The sequence below is a fragment of the Nostoc sp. 'Peltigera membranacea cyanobiont' 210A genome (genome assembly GCF_002246015.1).
In the GTDB taxonomy this organism is placed as follows: Bacteria; Cyanobacteriota; Cyanobacteriia; order Cyanobacteriales; family Nostocaceae; genus Nostoc.
Map to the genome: position 1 here is coordinate 37,137 of NZ_NOLJ01000008.1, position 14,431 is coordinate 51,567.

Sequence of the window (14,431 nt, forward strand, 5' to 3'; positions counted from 1 at the left end):
GGGTTGGGGGTGGGGTTCTTCGGGTTTAATAAGTAATCAAGCGGACATAATATGATTCAGTAGACTTCTTGTAGAAATGGGGAAAAGGGGAAGGCGTAAAGGTATGGAATTTTCCCTTTCCCTTTAACCTTTCCCCAGTCTAGTATTGCTATATGTACAAAAATATGTGATTAAATGTATCGCAGATTTAGTGTCAATTACTTTGTCATTTCCTATTTAGCCTTTACCCGCGCCTGCTTCACCATTGCAATCAAAGTTTGATGAGCATCTTCCGCATCTACTAAAACACGATCGAATTGAATGCGAACTGGTACAGTTTCCCCATTGACTTGCGCTGTTAAATCCATACCCTGTGCATCAATTGACAGCATTTCGGCTGCGATTGCATCAGTAACACCACCAAAAGCTTTAGCATAAATAACTACAGCATCAGCATGATCGTCATTCATGTGCTTGCAGATGCGCGAACTAATTTCAGCAGAGAAACCATTAGACATTGTGAACTTAAAAGTGATGAATATGGCAAGAGCCTAAATTCTCGGCTAAGTAGTTTAAATTAGCAGAAAAAGCTAGTCTTACACCATCGATATTATAAGTTATATTTGAAAAACAATTGCCGTTGTATATATTTGATAAGTTAAGTTTATTACTCGTACAAGAATTAAATTAAAATAAACATTATCCAGTATTTTTACCTTTCATTGCGGAAACCAGACAGCGTAAACTGTAGCAGAAGTATTAGCCAAAACTATTGCAGCTAAGAGACAATGAGCGAAATTAGCCCCAGACGAATTGTAATTGGGGATGTGCATGGACACTATGAAGGTTTAATGACATTGTTGGAGGCGATCGCCCCCACGTCAGAAGATCGAGTCTATTTTCTGGGAGACTTAATCGATCGCGGCCCTCATAGCGCACAAGTAGTTAATTTTGTCAAGCAAAATAACTACTCATGTTTGTTGGGAAATCATGAGCAGATGTTACTAAACATTCTGACGAATGAAAGGACTTCCTCCTCGACGATGCAAGCATGGCTGTTTGGTGGAGGGCAAGCTACCGTGGCCAGTTACCAAGAGGCTCCAATTCCTGATGACCATCTGGATTGGTTAAAAACTTTGCCTACATACCTTGACTTAGGGGATATTTGGTTAACTCATGCTGGTGTTGACCCTTCCAAGTCGGTGACAGAACAAACTGCCGATGAACTGTGCTGGATACGAGAGGAATTTCACAGTATTGAAAAACCCTACTTTCCAGATAAACAAATTATCATCGGTCACACCATTACCTTTACCCTGCCGGGTGTTTCTCCTGGTAAACTGGCCCAAGGAAAGGGATGGTTAGACATAGATACTGGCGCTTATCATCCCCGGAGTGGCTGGTTGACTGGACTAGATGTCACAAATCAGTTGGTTTATCAAGTTAATATCTTTAAAAACTATGTCCGTACCCTGCCTTTAGAAGAGGTTGTAATTAACATTGATCCAGCCAAAATTAAAGTCGATCGCCGCAATAGGAATTAAGGAATATTTGAAATGAGGGGGAGAAATTAATTCAAAATTCAAAATTCAAAATTCAAAATTCAAAATTAAAGAACTTCTGCCCCCTGTCTGATTGTTGAGCGTAGTCGAAATACTGCCTCCTAACTGCTCCCTTCTGCCTCCTGCCTTCTGCCTCCTGCCTCCTGCCTCCTGCCTCCTCTTTCGCAATTTCCTCAAGACTTCGCTAATGGTCTAATATTTGCTTTATAACTAGCATTATCCAAGCCAGATTTTCCATTACTAGGTTGAGAGTTAATTGCACGTTTGAGGGCATCAATGCGATCGCTAGTTCCGGGGTGAGTACTCAAAAATGTCGGAGTAGAACCACCCTTTTTCAGCAGCTTTTGCATAAAAGAAACCATCCCAGACTGGGCGTAACCAGCGCGTGTCAAAGTTCTTAACCCTCTTTGATCGGCATCAAATTCATCTTGACGACTGCGAGGACGATTCAAGGCAAGTTCTACACCAATGTTCACAGCTGTATTGCGATCTAAACCACTTGCTGATGCTAAACCACTAGCGATCGCTTTTTGCCGCATCTGTTTAACCAGGTGTCTCCCGCCAATATGACCAATTTCATGGGCGATGACACTTGCGAGTTCCGCTTCATTATCGGCGGCTTTCAGCAAACCCGTATGGACATATACATAACCTCCTAAAGTGGCAAAGGCATTAATAGCATCATCTTCAACTACTTGGAACGTAAAGGGAAGATTGGGGCGATCGCTACTAGCCACTAAACGCCGACCGATTTGTTCGACATAGCTATTAACTTCAGAATTACGGTAAAGTCGGATTTGACTCCCTAGTATTTGCTGATTAATCTGCTTGCCAATATCAGTTTCCTGGCGATCGGATATATTAGAAAGCTGAAGTACCTGGACTCCCTGCAATATAAGAGGCAAGAAGTCTAAAGTTCTTCCAGGTAAAGGTGTACTCAGGCACAGACTCAGGGCGACTACCACTGAAATTAGGGGATAAAACCAGCGACGCCGCCATACACGGTAATTTGCAGCAAAACCTTTCCAATTGAACATAATACACTCTGAAGATTATTTCGGAAGAACATAAAATGAGGGGACAAATTATAAGACGGATTTAGAGTATCCTAAGTTGCATTCTTAACTCAAGATCAAAGGAGTTGTCATACAGATAATTTTGATGCAAATCTACCGAATTGCGGGAGGCTAGGGATTCTCTCTAGAGATAGGCTTAAACACTAGATTTTACTTTCTAGGTGCGTCAGTATTAACTGGTAAAAGTTTGAGGGTTAGCTGCCGTGCCTCGGAAATTACGAACTTGTGATAAACTGTCGCATAACCGCAACCCCCGAATACTTTGAGTTATTACCAAATAGGGAAAATTACCGTTTCCATCGAAAACTTTCGGGCTACAATCCATTACTTCACTATTACATCGGAAAACTTTTTATGGCTATTTTAGATTCAAAAGGTCGCTTGTTTGGCAAAATTAATCTCCTCGATTTAGGTGCTGCACTGGTAATTCTGCTAGTTATCTTTGGCATCTTTGTTTTTCCTGGCACTTCTGGTTCTGTTGCCCAAGTTGGTGCGAAAACAGTACCTATAGAAGTAGACTTAGTAGTTCGTGGTTTGAATGTACGCGACCCGGAAAAATTAATTGACAATGGTTTAAAAAAAGGTGGAAAAACCAATGTGATTATCCGCAATCAGCCTTACGGACAGATTGAAATTAAATCTATTCAACAGCTACCTAGAACAATCAATGTTTTCCAGCCGGATGGTACTGTTAAAGAACTGCCAGATCCCAAAAGCAACAATTATAGTGCAGATTTTCTTTTAACTTTAGATGGCAAAGCTCAAGTTACTGAAAGCGGACCAGTTTTGGGTAACAGTAAAGTTAAAATTGGGATGCCATTTGAGCTAGAAGGCTTTAACTACAACTTCAATGCAACTGTCATTGATATCAGATTGAAAGACAAATAGTATTATCACTTTTGTGGATAATTTTCTCTAGCAATCTTATTAAACATCTGGTGAAAAATAATGTAGAGACGCGTTAGCGCAGCGGAGCATTCGCGGAGCGTCTCGTAGAGAAGCCCAGTCCAATTTTGCGTCTCTACTAGTCATGTTAATTAAGCAAAGGCAAAAATTTGCGAATTAACCCGATTGTCACTGCTGGCAATTCCAACTGTGGTGTTAATCCAACATCTTCCAACTGTTGAAAAAATCGGATTGCTAGGGGATTGATTTCAGCAAGGCGGCGACCAATTGAGGGGCCTGTAAATTCTGACTTTTCTCCCCAAATAATGGCGGTGGGAGTGGCTAATTGTTGAATATAAAGGGATAAATCAAAGCACAAATCGCCACGGACAAAGGACAGTGCTGCATACTCAGCATTAGGCTGTAGAGCAGATTCTAGATAAGCATCTACAATTTCTTGGTAGACTCGATTGGATTGAGCAAATTGCCGTTGTTCTAAGAAGCTGCGAATACCACCACTAGTAGCAATTCCAGTGCTGTAAAGTAAACGATCGACAATGGGAACGCTAACTAACTGGGCAAAAAAACTCCGGGAGTAGTCTTCGCCAAAGTCAGAAAGTCCGGCGGGGGTGGTAAGAATTAAAGACTTGAATAAATCAGGACGATTTGCTGCTACCCGAATTGTAAATGCTGCGGTCAAAGAAGAAGCGATCGCTGTTACTGGCCCAGTACAAGTTTGCTCGAAAAATTCCCGAATCGTGGTCAAATAATCCTCAACTTTATAACTCCGTGCTGGATGTTCAGACCTACCCCAACCGAGCAAATCTGGCGCAATGACCCGATATTCAGCCGCAAAAGCCGGATAAACTTTCGACCATTCATAAGCAGAAGACCCACCACCAAAGCCGTGCAGGAATACCAAAGTTTCCCGATCGTCTTTGGCTGTCACATCATCCTCCCAAGGCGCTCCAGCAGCAGTATAATATACCATTCTACCTAGTGAGGTATCTATAGAGCGTTGTTCAAATCCTAGTGGTTGAAACATAAGTATTTTTTGTTGACTGTAGTGATTCGTTGGCAGAAGTAAGACACAATACCTGGGAGGCAGGCACACAAAGAGAAGATTCGATAATTTATCCGCCTCCCCTTTCGTCACCCTAGATGTTTACCGCACTTAGTGCTAAGTAAATTAACAAGCACTGAGGACTTGCGTACTTAGCAAGAGCAACGTCCCTTGTAGGCAGTTTTTTTACTCAGCACTTTTCATGTGTCTAGTTCAAACTCGCTACTCATTGTAATTATCAGCGAACCAATCACTCTCAGACTTCTCGCTAGCGTCAGATTAAGTAGATATAAAATTACTGGATTACTTGTAAAGATTTGGTGCTTTTTTTCATAAAAATAAAGTAATCGAACGTTGAAATTACTGTTCTATAAGGGTTTTTCATGGTAGCGAGGCTCGCTCCAGCGTGAATCCAGCATAAGTTTTTATGGTAGTCTATCAAAAAACCGATAAATAATTTTGAGCGTCAACACGTCAAAAATAGTTAAAAGGCTTATTTTAATAAGCTGTTAATTCTACTTATATATGTAGAAAACACAGCTTTTGATGTATAACTAATCTGATTTTTATCTAAGTAATAGTAAGGCGGGATGTCATGGTAAAGCAGGCTACTCTTCAATCAAATAAACTACCAACGATTGAAGACGCTAAATTTGCGCTTGACAACTTGAATATACAAAACGAAATTAAAGCTTCAGCTAGGCGGGGTCAGGTCGAGCCAGTTTTTGATGCTGCCAAACTTACTGTACCTACTTGTATTTGTTTAGACTTAGAAGACTTGAAGTGTTTTGAAGCAGTAGAGCGTCAATATGAACGTTGGGGAGTCATTTTTCACAATTCTCTAGCAATACAGCCATCAAATCCAGCATTTCCAACCTATTCAGGGCTAATAGTCTTAATGGGAGCGCCCAAAAGCGGATTTTTAGAAGCTACTTTCTTGCGTCCAGTTAATTCGGTTAGTGCCTTTGTCACTAGTTCGCAACGGCTAGTGCTTTCCGCCTACGATCGCGATCGGCAACTACTCGCTCAAACTGCACTACCAGGCTCTAATCTTGCCAATTCCGACTCGTCAATCTCCCCTAATACCTTATTATCTATAAATGTGAATAACATTTACAGCGTTACCTTTTGTACTTTTGATGGGCAATTCACCCTTGATAACTTTCGTTTTTGTCTTTAACTAAGACTTACGTACAAGATGCCCTTGCTCTTAGCAATTGAAAATTGTATCTTAATTTGCGCTATGCTGTATTCGTCTACTATCCGTCTATAAAATCGGGCATTTTGTGATTTAAGCCTTCATCCTTCCTTCATCCATAGTAAAACTTATACAATAGGTAATTTCGTAATCAAGTAGGTAAACACTGTGGCACAGGCTTCGTCTTCTTGGCAGCAATTGATCAACCAAATCCCCAACTGGAACTGGTCGCTTCCAAAATTCAAGACAAAGGGAGCCATAAAGCAGCAAACATTTAAACGTTTCTCTGGCCCTGGGGGCTTTCTTGGGTTCCTGACAATTATCATTGCCATGTTGTTGTGGAACTGGAAACTGCTACTGGCTCTCTTAATCGGCATTGGAGTAATGGTATTGGTTTACTCAATGCAGGAGTGGGACTGGCAATTGCGCTGGTCAAAAATACGTAATTTCTTAAATAGTTCAAATCGTCGGTTAGCTTTAGCAGTCATCAGTGGTGGTATTGCTACTGTCAGCACTTACATGGCAGCAGCGATATGGGTTGATTCTCACAGTCACTGGATTGCCGCTGGTGCGATCGCGCAAGGTGTGGGAACCCTGTTAACTTTAATTTTATTGGTATGGCAAATTGTCAACTTCTATGAAAATCGAGAAGAAGACCACCTCGATCGGTTGTTGATGAATTTAACAGAAAAAGATCCATTGAAGCGGTTGATTGCTCTAGGTCAACTCAGTAAATTCATCAGCCGTAAGCGAGTTGACTCTTCAGTGCAGCAAGATATTGTCCAATGCTTGCAACTCCTACTCAGTCGAGAGGAAGAAGTTGTAGTGCGAGAGGCAGCTTTTAAGAGTTTACAAGCCTGCGATCGCCTACAAGTGCTACCCCTCAAAACAGCAGTACCTTTCGTACCCGTATCAGCAAAAGTCAAACACCACGTTTATTAGTTATTTGTCATTTGTCCTTTGTCATTTGTCCTTTGTCATTTGTCCTTTGTCCTTTGCAAATGACTAATGACCAATGACTAATGACAAATAACTATTTTCGAGACAAGCTTCCATTACAAACTTGCACTATCGGATTATTGCACCGCCGTACCAATTGTTCATCGTGGGTGGTAACAATCACCGTAGCCCCAAAGGAATTTAACTTCTGGAGAATCTGGATTACTTGCCAGGAATTATCTGGATCGAGATTTCCAGTAGGCTCATCGGCCAACAGTAGGGGTGGTGTACCAACGATCGCACGGGCAATACTCACCCGCTGTTGCTCTCCTCCAGACAGTTGATCTGGAAAACAATCAGCTTTACTCAGCAAACCTACCAGCTTTAGGGTTGGTTCTAAACGTCGTTGAATTTCTTTACGGGTATACCCTTGAGCTTGCAGCACAAAAGTGACATTTTCTGCTACTGTTCGTTGGGTAATCAGTTTGTAGTCTTGAAACACAATACCAATCCGTCGCCGTAATAATGACAAGCGATCGCCCCGCAAATCCGCTACATTACATTCATCAACAATTACTTCTCCCTGGGTAGGCAACTCTTGGCCATACAGCAGTTTCAAGAGCGTTGATTTACCAGAACCACTTGGCCCCGTGATAAACAGAAATTCTCCCTTTTTTACCTCAAGGTTTGCATTCAATAAGGCGTGAGTGCCGTTAGCATAAGTCTTGGTTACAGATTGCAATTGTACCTTTGTAGTAGTATTGCTACCGTGCTGTTGAGTTTCACTGTCCTCTCCGCGAACGGAAAAGTCTTTCTTAACTTGAGTTGTTAATACTGGCATTGTTAAACTTTCCTCATACCCACAACCAAACAGTTTGACTGCTTAGATGTGACATTCTCCCCAAAATAAGGATTCCCAGGTTTCGCCTGGGAATTTAAATTTCAACAAAGAAAATTTAAAATTTTTTCAAGACTTTAATACTAACTAAGTAGGAACACCCAGAACTCAGCACGGGCTAAACCTTAGCTATCCGCTAACAGCACTCTTAACTAATTGCACCCCTTGCTGTCAAACGATAAACAAACGCTTTCACAGCAAACGCTGGCAAAGCCAACATCCGGCGCCAGCGCCAAGGTTCTTGATAAAGTCGATACAACCATTCCAAATTATTATTTCCTAACCAGGCGGGAGCGCGAGTTTTAGTTCCCGACCAAATATCAAAACTGCCACCAACGCCAATCCAAATTGCTTGAGGACACAAATGGCGGTTTTCGGCAATCCATAACTCTTGACGCGGCACTCCCAAACCAATAAAAATCACTTGTGGCTGCAATTGAGCAAGAGTTTGTCGCAATTGTGCTTCTTCTTCTGGAGAATGGTAGCCTGAGTGAGTGCCGACTATATTCAAACCTGGAATTTGCTGCTGCCAAAAATCTGCCGCATTTGCTGCTACTCCAGGCGCTCCTCCGTAGAAAAATATCTTTGTCCCTGTATTCTGTTGCCCAAGTGCTTGCAAAAGTTTTTCTGCTAATTCAATCCCTGGAAAACGCTGCACTTTTTGCCATAACAGCCATCGTAAATACAGAACAACCCCAGCTCCATCTGGAATCACCAGTTCAGCATTTTTAATCACCTGAGCTAATAATTGATTTCGCTCTGCCTGCATAGTCATTTCTGCATTGAGCGTTACGACATGAGTTCCTCTGCCTGTGTGCAGGCATTCTAACAACCAGCCTGGATAGTCAGCCATCACATGAACTGGTATTCCCAACACTGAAAATGCTTGATTGCCGTTAGACATAGCCTATTCTTAAGTAATACTCACACCAGATTTTGCATGAATGTTAAGTTTATCAAATTTTTTTATATTAGAACTTAGGCAAAAGAGATTCCCCTTTGCCCTGCAACGAGAGTAAGCATAATTAAACTAAATAGACATAAGAGTGAACAAGAATGTATATACGCAGCCTTGCTACGTATATCTAAGGGTTTTAGATAACACATAATTAATTTCACTCCTCTGTCTATTAATCTTGGGCGCTTGTACTTGGGCTGAACCAGTCCAACTTTTATTGTTAAAGTGTAATATTCACTCAGTATAAAACGCTCAACTCGCAACTCTGGTTCCGGGAATAGAAGCCCCCACTATACTGCTTGCAGTTAGTGTGGGAGTATGTCACGAAACTCAACTTTATGGTTATAGTGTAACGGGCTGAAGTTGGCTATGAGTAAAATTCGTATCGCTCTGATTGAAGATCATGACCTAACTCGTGTGGGTATTCGTACAGCACTACAGCAAAAGGATGAAATTGAAGTTGTAGGTGAAGCTGCTAATGCTGCTGATGGTCTAAAAATGTTAAAAATGCTACAACCAGATATTGCCATTGTCGATATTGGTTTACCAGATAAGGATGGCATTGAGTTAACACGGGAGGTAAAATCTACTACTAATGGCCAGCAGCTACTTACAAAAGTATTAATTTTGACGCTGCGGGATAACAAAGAAGCGGTGTTGGCAGCTTTTGCCGCTGGTGCAGACTCTTACTGTATGAAAGATATCAAATTTGATAATTTGCTGGAAGCAGTACGAGTAACTTACAATGGCAACGCCTGGATCGATCCAGCGATCGCTCGGATTGTATTACAACAAGCGCAACAAAATCCTCAAAAGTTGGAATCGGTTTTGGTCGATTCCAAGACTATTGCTCCTAACCCTGATACTTTTGAGAATCTGGAAGGAATTCAACCTTACACCCTGACAGAAAGGGAATTGGAAGTGTTACAGTTGATTGTCGAAGGTTGTAGTAATGCAGTAATTGCGGAAAGACTTTACATCACAGTTGGCACTGTTAAAACTCACGTTCGCAATATTTTGAATAAGCTATGTGCCGATGACCGTACCCAAGCAGCAGTCCGCGCCTTGCGTTCTGGGTTAGTTGGATAAATTTAATTTTGGTGTGGCTCGATTGAGGATAATCAAGGGAAACTCATAACTTTGAAAATATAACTTTTCAAAGTGAATGGCTTTTCTGATTTTCTCTTATTTATTAGGTGGGATAAACATCATGTTATCTCGCCATTCAAATATATAAAAACAAAAGTCAAATATGGCTGAGATTGGTACGGACAAACCTAAGCTCATGGTGGTAGATGATGAGCCAGATAACCTAGATTTACTCTACCGCACTTTTAGGCGAGATTTTCAAGTATATAAAGCCAATCATGCCTTTGGTGCTTTGGAAATCTTGGATCAATTTGGCGAAATGGCGGTAATTATTTCTGACCAAAGAATGCCAGAAATGAATGGGACTGAATTTTTTAGTCGCACCGTAGAGCGCTTTCCAGACACGATTCGGATTTTGTTAACTGGTTTTACTGATGTCGAAGATTTGGTAGATGCGATTAACTCCGGTCAGGTATTCAAGTACATTACCAAACCCTGGAATCCAGAACGGCTCAGAGGTTTAGTTGAGCAAGCTACTGATACATATCGCCTAGTTAAGAAGCGCACCCAAGAATTACGTCGGGCCCTACGGCGAGAATCTTTGTTTAATGCGGTAACAACAGCAATTCGGGAATCTTTAGACTACGATAGTATGCTGCAAAAAATTGTCGCAACTATTGGAGAAACATTTGAAGCTACCAGTTGCTTGCTCAAACCAGTAGAGGGCGATCGCCTCACACAAGACGAGTTTTTCTACCACGATCCGAAATCTGATGTATTAGATTCCGTCTTCGACTCCAGTGTTTTAATCGAAAAGGTGCTGGAAACCCGTCATTATCAACTTGCTCAAGATATATATAACGGTAATCCTAGTCACCACTTAGTTGTGCCACTTAGCTACCATCAGCATCTGTTGGCTGTGCTGACCCTCCACCAATGGGGACGCGATCGCCCTTGGGAAGACGAAGACATCCAACTAATTGCAGGTGTGGCCGAACAAGCAGCCTTAGCCCTCTCTCAAGCAAAACTCTACCAACGTCTCCAAGAAAAGCAACAACAGATTCACACTGAGTTAGAGGTGGCTCGCCAAATTCAATACAACCTGCTACGCCAAAGTTTACCTGATATTAAAGGTGTAAAGGTACAAGCTTGCTGCTATCCGGCGCGCGAAGTCGGAGGCGATTTTTTTGAAGTTTTTGTCCATCCTAAAGGCGACTTGTGGCTGGCAGTGGGTGACGTTTCTGGCAAGGGCGTCCCAGCAGCTTTATTTATGGCTAGTATTATTTCAGTTTTGCGCCGAGAATTATCTCAAGAGACACCAGCAGAGCCGAATGTGGTCATGCAGAACCTCAACCACGCTCTCAGTGAAGATTTAATTAGCAACAATTATTTTGTCACTCTTGTGTTAGCTTGTTATACCCCTAGCACTAAGGAACTGGTCTACACTAATGCCGGTCATATTTATCCAATATTATGGTCACGCCAAGGTGCTTTAGCCGAAAACCCCAATTACTTGAAAGTTCGCAGCGTTCCTTTGGGGATTTTGCCTAAGTGGCAGGCACAGTCTGGTCGCTTGGTTCTCGCTGCTGGAGACACATTGTTACTAGCCAGCGATGGAATTACAGAAGCAATGGTATCAAATAATCCTGATTCAACAGTAAAAACTGAGGCTGGGGTTGAGTCAGTGAACCGTTCGATGCTGAATCAAGATGGTCTTTGGCAACTCTTACAACAAGAGCAACAACCACTTTCTCTTAACCATTTATTAGCTCGCATCCAGGCAGATAATCACGTTCAAGAAGACGATCAAACTATACTTTCACTGGAGATTTTGTAAGTCATGAAAAGTGAGCTTCATGTACCAAGCGACTTGAATTTTCTGAATATTGTTGAAAACTGGTTGTTGGGATGTTTGAAAATTCAGCTAGGGGAATCTGTGGATTGGTCGCGCCAATCAAGTCGTTTGAGACTGGCTTTAGTGGAAGCCTACTCTAATGCAGTCCGTCACGCCCACAAGGATCAACCAAATTTACCCATTTTACTACGTTTAGAAGTGAAAGACCGGGATTTTGCCCTAGAAATTTGGGACTACGGCGAAGGCTTTGATATGTCTAACTACTACGCTCCAAACCCGATGGAAAAGCAAGAAGGTGGTTATGGTTGGCTGATTATGAATCGTCTCATGGATAAAGTAGATTACAAATTGCAGGTTAATGGCGCCAACTGTCTGAAGTTAGAAGCTACTTTACCCGAATTAGTCCAATAGACAAAAGTGACTATTTTTCAAGTCATGCTATTTATGAGTCAGAATTCAGAATTCAGGAGGGAGGTACTGCGTTATCCTGACTTGTTGGCTGTTAGCGTTCCCATAGGGTAGCAACTACCGTTCAGAATAAATCCATGAATTCTGTGTGACTGGGTGAGAAATATTGGTTTAAAACTTTGCCCTTTGTAGTTATTTGCTACTTACTTTTCGCGACGTAAATTAAGTAACTCTTTAGGAGAAGCTAAAAGTTTGATTCTAGTATAAGAAATTTGCCGTTGTTGGTTAAGGATAAATAGCCACAAGACATTGACACTACACCACGAAGTTTGTGCTTTGCCTGTTACCTGGACTTGGATATCACCATTTTCTAAAGTCTCGGCTATTCCTGTGTTCGGGTAAGCTTTGATGTTTTGACCTTCTTGTTTTAAGTAGGCTGCGATCGCATCTGTCCCCACAATATCAGATTCAAATGGCGGACGCATTACACCATCTATCGCAAATAAGGCAGCAGTTGCCTCAAATTCTCCTGCATTTAAGGTTTCAAAATAACGCAGTACGCTTGGTTCTGTAATTCCCTCAATCTGGAATTCTTCTTTAAACTGCGCTGGCGATATAAATTCAGCAGAGGTCATAAAATTACCTGTATTATGCTATCTGAATATTAATTTCAATACAAAAATAAGTAAAAAAAAAGCTGCTGTTGAGATAGATTGCTACATATTAATAAATCTTTCTAACGATGGAAGTCTTGAACTGCTACGCACCTTAAGACAGGCTATATGTTGGGTAGGTAACAAATCTTAATTAAATGTATTGGCTACATAATATATAATTAAAGCGCCTTTATTTGGGCAAAATCCAGATAAAAAAATGAATCAGTATTCTGTAACGAGCAGCAGTCTGGTGAAAGAAAAAGCCAGCGAGTTGGGCTTTCACAAAGTTGGAATTACTGCTGTAGATCGGATAAATGCCACAGAAGCCCAGAGGTTGCAAGCATGGATTGAACTAGGTTATCAGGCTGATATGAAATGGATGGCTAATCCAAAGCGTCAGGATATCCGCTTAGTGATGCCAGAGGTGCGATCGCTAGTGTGTGTAGCGCTGAATTACTACACACCACATCAACGTCCTGAAAGTGAGGAATACGCCAAAATTTCCCGTTATGGTTGGGGAAGGGATTATCACAAGGTGATGCATGGAAAACTCAAGCAGCTATCTATATGGCTAAAATCACTTGATCCAAGCGTATTAGCTCTTTATTATGCAGATACTGGCCCGGTGCCAGATAAAGTGTTGGCTCAACTTGCCGGAATTGGTTGGATTGCCAAGAATGGTAATGTGATTACACGGGAATATGGCTCTTGGGTATTTTTGGGAGAAGTGTTGACAAATTTAGAATTAGAGAGCGATCGCCCACACACAGAACACTGCGGTAGCTGTACTCGTTGTCTTCAGGCTTGTCCCACAGGTGCAATTACTCAGCCTTTTGTTGTCGATGCTAATCGCTGCATTGCTTATCATACGATTGAAAATCGTGACAAGGAATTGCCAGAAGCGATCGCATCTAATTTGCAAGGCTGGGTTGCTGGTTGTGATATTTGCCAAGATGTTTGTCCTTGGAATCAACGTTTTGCCCAAACAACTGATATTGAAGAGTTTCAGCCTTATCCTGGGAATATTGCTCCCCACCTGCTAGAATTAGCCCAAATCTCAGATCGGGAGTGGGATAAACGATTTCCAGCATCTGCCTTGCGGCGGATTAAGCCAGAAATGTTACGACGCAACGCCCTAGCTAATCTTGACGCATCCAGGCAGAAGAATGACCCAGAAAGTAATTATTTTTGATTTTGATGGCACAATTGCTGATACAGTAGATGCCCTTGTAAGTATTGCTAATCGTTTAGCTATAGACTTTGGTTATAGACAAATAAGCCCAGAACAATTATCCTTCCTCAAGAACTTAACATCTAGGGAAATCATTAAGTACTCAGGAGTTTCTCTATTTAAGATCCCTTTTTTAGTTAAAAAAGTTAAAGGGGAATTAAAAAACAAAATCCCAGAATTAAAGCCCATTCTGGGTATTAAGGAAGCATTAACAGAACTCCAAAATGAAGGATATAAACTAGGTATTATCACTTCTAATTCTAAAGAAAATGTGACGCAATTCCTCACAATCAATGATTTAAATCACCTATTTGACTTTATCTACTCAGGAATTACAATTTTTGGCAAAACAACTATCATCAATAATGTCTTGAGGCAAAAACAACTCAAACCTCAAGAGGTTATTTATGTTGGAGATGAAACCAGAGACATAGAAGCATCAAAAAAAGCAAATATCCAAGTGATTGCAGTCACTTGGGGCTTTAACTCATCGGAAGTACTAGCCAAGCAAAATCCAGATTATTTAATTCAGCAACCTAGCGAACTACTAGGAGTGATGAACAGTCGTTAACTAATAAATAGTCAAAAGCGGATTAACAATAGTTCAAAACAGTAGAGGGGGCAATGTCTACCA

The 14,431-nt window shown here is 41.4% G+C and carries 15 protein-coding genes; 9 read left to right on the forward strand and 6 right to left on the reverse strand.

Translation table 11 applies throughout. From position 1 onward, the window contains the following. Positions 1-212: 212 nt before the first annotated feature. On the reverse strand, positions 213-497 hold the full coding sequence (locus CDG76_RS24650; RefSeq protein ID WP_094351540.1) for a DUF2470 domain-containing protein: 285 nt from the start codon (positions 495-497) through the stop codon (positions 213-215). 270 nt (positions 498-767) lie between these two features. Between CDG76_RS24650 and CDG76_RS24655 the strand changes: the two genes are divergently transcribed. Continuing rightward, complete coding sequence (locus CDG76_RS24655) at positions 768-1,523, forward strand: metallophosphoesterase family protein (protein ID WP_094351541.1); 756 nt, start codon at positions 768-770, stop codon at positions 1,521-1,523. 191 nt (positions 1,524-1,714) lie between these two features. Here CDG76_RS24655 and CDG76_RS24660 read toward each other — a convergent pair whose 3' ends face one another. Then, entirely contained in the window at positions 1,715-2,578 is an 864-nt protein-coding gene (locus tag CDG76_RS24660; protein ID WP_094351542.1) for a M48 family metallopeptidase, read from the reverse strand. A gap of 393 nt (positions 2,579-2,971) precedes the next feature. Here CDG76_RS24660 and CDG76_RS24665 point away from each other — a divergent pair, with 393 nt between their 5' ends. After that, a complete protein-coding gene (locus CDG76_RS24665; protein WP_094351543.1) occupies positions 2,972-3,505 on the forward strand; it encodes a DUF4330 domain-containing protein in 534 nt (177 codons plus the stop codon). A gap of 145 nt (positions 3,506-3,650) precedes the next feature. Here the strand turns inward: CDG76_RS24665 and CDG76_RS24670 are convergent, their stop codons facing one another. Further along, the gene (locus tag CDG76_RS24670) at positions 3,651-4,547 is read right to left on the reverse strand and encodes an alpha/beta fold hydrolase (RefSeq protein WP_094351544.1); all 897 of its coding nucleotides are present in this window, start codon (positions 4,545-4,547) and stop codon (positions 3,651-3,653) included. A gap of 613 nt (positions 4,548-5,160) precedes the next feature. On the opposite strand from CDG76_RS24670, the gene CDG76_RS24675 reads away from it, so the two are divergent. Then, on the forward strand, positions 5,161-5,745 hold the full coding sequence (locus CDG76_RS24675; RefSeq protein ID WP_094351545.1) for a hypothetical protein: 585 nt from the start codon (positions 5,161-5,163) through the stop codon (positions 5,743-5,745). A 186-nt stretch (positions 5,746-5,931) separates the two neighbouring features. Continuing rightward, positions 5,932-6,705 (forward strand): armadillo-type fold-containing protein, encoded by a 774-nt coding sequence (locus CDG76_RS24680; RefSeq protein WP_094351546.1) that lies wholly within the window; start codon positions 5,932-5,934, stop codon positions 6,703-6,705. Between the two features lie 91 nt (positions 6,706-6,796). On the opposite strand, the gene ftsE is transcribed toward CDG76_RS24680, so the two are convergent. Continuing rightward, on the reverse strand, positions 6,797-7,543 hold the full coding sequence (gene ftsE, locus CDG76_RS24685; protein WP_094351547.1) for a cell division ATP-binding protein FtsE: 747 nt from the start codon (positions 7,541-7,543) through the stop codon (positions 6,797-6,799). Between the two features lie 205 nt (positions 7,544-7,748). After that, positions 7,749-8,504, reverse strand: coding sequence for a WecB/TagA/CpsF family glycosyltransferase (locus CDG76_RS24690; protein WP_094351548.1), 756 nt, complete (start codon positions 8,502-8,504; stop codon positions 7,749-7,751). 423 nt (positions 8,505-8,927) lie between these two features. Here CDG76_RS24690 and CDG76_RS24695 point away from each other — a divergent pair, with 423 nt between their 5' ends. The 3 genes from CDG76_RS24695 (at position 8,928) to CDG76_RS24705 (ending at position 11,913) form a co-directional block, all read left to right on the forward strand. Continuing rightward, positions 8,928-9,647 (forward strand): response regulator transcription factor, encoded by a 720-nt coding sequence (locus CDG76_RS24695; protein WP_094351549.1) that lies wholly within the window; start codon positions 8,928-8,930, stop codon positions 9,645-9,647. Between the two features lie 163 nt (positions 9,648-9,810). Beyond that, entirely contained in the window at positions 9,811-11,484 is a 1,674-nt protein-coding gene (locus CDG76_RS24700; RefSeq protein WP_094351550.1) for a SpoIIE family protein phosphatase, read from the forward strand. Positions 11,485-11,487: 3 nt separating this feature from the next. Next, entirely contained in the window at positions 11,488-11,913 is a 426-nt protein-coding gene (locus tag CDG76_RS24705) for an ATP-binding protein (protein ID WP_094351551.1), read from the forward strand. Between the two features lie 200 nt (positions 11,914-12,113). Here CDG76_RS24705 and CDG76_RS24710 read toward each other — a convergent pair whose 3' ends face one another. Then, positions 12,114-12,545 carry a ketosteroid isomerase family protein gene (locus CDG76_RS24710; RefSeq protein WP_094351552.1) on the reverse strand — a complete coding sequence of 144 codons (432 nt, stop codon included), beginning with the start codon at positions 12,543-12,545 and terminating at the stop codon, positions 12,114-12,116. A 238-nt stretch (positions 12,546-12,783) separates the two neighbouring features. Here CDG76_RS24710 and queG point away from each other — a divergent pair, with 238 nt between their 5' ends. Together queG and CDG76_RS24720 are read left to right on the forward strand one after the other, a co-directional pair. Then, positions 12,784-13,758, forward strand: a complete 975-nt coding sequence (gene queG, locus CDG76_RS24715; protein WP_094351553.1) for a tRNA epoxyqueuosine(34) reductase QueG — start codon at positions 12,784-12,786, stop codon at positions 13,756-13,758. After that, the gene (locus CDG76_RS24720) at positions 13,733-14,368 is read left to right on the forward strand and encodes an HAD-IA family hydrolase (protein ID WP_094351554.1); all 636 of its coding nucleotides are present in this window, start codon (positions 13,733-13,735) and stop codon (positions 14,366-14,368) included. Before queG ends, CDG76_RS24720 begins: the two co-directional genes overlap by 26 nt. The last annotated feature ends 63 nt before the right edge of the window (positions 14,369-14,431 follow it).